General features: G+C 77.7%; 2 protein-coding genes. One reads left to right on the top strand and one right to left on the bottom strand.

All coding sequences use genetic code 11. The features are described from left to right. The coding region (locus GTW08_RS28230; RefSeq protein ID WP_237454269.1) for an NAD(P)-binding domain-containing protein at window positions 1-331 on the bottom strand (331 nt) is incomplete at its 3' end. A 217-nt stretch (window positions 332-548) separates the two neighbouring features. On the opposite strand from GTW08_RS28230, the gene GTW08_RS28225 reads away from it, so the two are divergent. After that, complete coding sequence (locus tag GTW08_RS28225; protein WP_073574918.1) at window positions 549-1,289, top strand: HpcH/HpaI aldolase family protein; 741 nt, start codon at window positions 549-551, stop codon at window positions 1,287-1,289. Window positions 1,290-1,394 lie beyond the last annotated feature (105 nt).

Below are 1,394 nucleotides of genomic sequence, written 5' to 3'. Positions count from 1 at the left end.
CCGCGTTGGCCTCGACGTAGAGCGGGCGGTCGGTGCGCCCGGCCAGCCCGGCGCCCACCAGGCCCGCGACCTCGCGCGCGGCGTGCGGCGGGCAGATCGACACGATCACGTCGGCCCGGGCGGCGAGGTCGGCGACGGTCGGCACCGCCTGCAGGTCGGCCAGCTCGGCGCGCTTGGCGGTGGCGTGCGAGCGCCCGGCGTCGGCCCAGATCACCGCGCCCGCGCGGGCCTTGAGCGCCGATCCGAGCGCGGCGCCCATCGCGCCGGGGTGCAGGACCCCGACCACCGGCCGGGCGGGCAGGGACACCGGCTGCGCGGACGGCGACGACATGGGGTGATGATGGCACCCCGCCCCGCCCGTCGCGGCGGGCTCACCCCGTCCCGAGTGCGGCGGCCGGGTCGTCGAGCACCACGCGCGGCCTGCGGGCCCGCGTCGAGGAACCAGGTGTCGTCGTCGACGGCGGTGGTGTGCCGGACAGGCGCCCGGCACACGACGGGACGACGGCCTCGACTGGCGTGTCGGGCGGGCGGGGCGGCACGGTCGTCGCATGACCCCTGATCCACTGTTCACCGGCGACGCGGTCGGTGGCTGGCTGCAGCTGCCCTCCCCCGCCGTCGCCGAGATCGTCGGCTCCGTCGGGTTCGACCTGGTCTGCGTCGACACCCAGCACGGCCTGATCGGCGACGACACCGTCCTGGGCATGCTGCAGGCCCTGTCCGCGACGGGCACGCCGTCGCTGGTGCGGGTCCCCGGCCACGGAGCCGAGGGCATCGGGCGGGCCCTGGACCGGGGTGCCGACGGCGTGATCGTCCCGCTGGTCGACACCGCCGAGCAGGCCGCTGCGGCGGTCGCGGCGTGCCGCTACCCGCCGGACGGGGTCCGCAGCTTCGGGCCGGTCCGCCCCTCGTGGCAGGGCCGCGACGTGTTCGCACCGCCGCGCACGGTGGTGATGGTGGAGACGGTCGCCGCGGTGGCGAACCTGGCCGACATCGTGTCCGTCGACGGGGTCGCGGCGGTGTTCGTCGGGCCGTCGGACCTGGCGCTGGCGCACGGGCTCCCGCTCGCCGCCCAGGGCGACGGCGGCCCGGAGTCCGACAGGCACGCCGAGCTGGTCTCCGGGATCGCCGCGGTGTGCGCGGGGGCCGGGGTACCGGTGGGGATCTACTGCGACTCCCCCGCGCACGTCCGCCGCTTCCGGGCGCTGGGGTGCACCTTCACGATGCTCGCCGCCGAGCAGGCGATCCTGCGGTCGGTGCTGGCTGAGAAGCTGGCCGACGCCCGGCCCTGAGCCGTCAGCCCGCGGAGCGGTCGGGCGCTGCGGGGCGGTCGGGCACAGCAGGCCGGTCGGCCGGGGCGGTGCGGGCGGGCTCCCGGGCGTCGACCATCGCGAGAC

Source organism: Pseudonocardia sp. SID8383, from assembly GCF_009864975.1.
Taxonomy (GTDB): Bacteria; Actinomycetota; Actinomycetes; order Mycobacteriales; family Pseudonocardiaceae; genus Pseudonocardia; species Pseudonocardia alni.
This window is presented reverse-complemented; position numbering and strand designations above follow the sequence as displayed.

Coding starts and splice junctions, on each gene's coding strand:
- GTW08_RS28225 (WP_073574918.1), top strand. CDS start 549: ATGACCCCTGATCCACTGTTCACCGGCGACGCGGTCGGTGGCTGGCTG.